Below are 310 nucleotides of genomic sequence, written 5' to 3'. Positions count from 1 at the left end.
CTGGTATGGCGATAAAGTTTTTGGCGGCGTATCCGCTGATAGCACCGTGCATGGTCATGATCACGTTGATGTTGGTGTATTGGGAGAGCATGGTGTCGTTGGCCGAGGTATTCTGTTAGATGTTGGACGTTTGAAAGGCGGGAAGTCAGGCCGTCTTCCAGTTAGCAGTTGCGTTACACTTGACGATTTAAAAGAAACAGCGAAAGCTCAAAACGTAACCGTTGAAAAGCGTGACATACTTTTAATTCGCACCGGTTCTGTCGGTCGCTTTTATACCGATACCCCTGATGCACCATGGTCAGCAACAACG

1 protein-coding gene is annotated in these 310 nt (G+C 48.1%); it reads left to right on the top strand.

What is annotated here, in order from left to right; translation table 11 throughout:
* Positions 1-310: cyclase family protein (locus ACT3RM_RS18270; protein ID WP_444511565.1), on the top strand; the 310-nt coding region annotated here is incomplete at both ends.

It is taken from the genome of Pseudoalteromonas sp. AOP7-A1-14 (genome assembly GCF_052376275.1).
In the GTDB taxonomy this organism is placed as follows: Bacteria; Pseudomonadota; Gammaproteobacteria; order Enterobacterales; family Alteromonadaceae; genus Pseudoalteromonas.
This window is presented reverse-complemented; position numbering and strand designations above follow the sequence as displayed.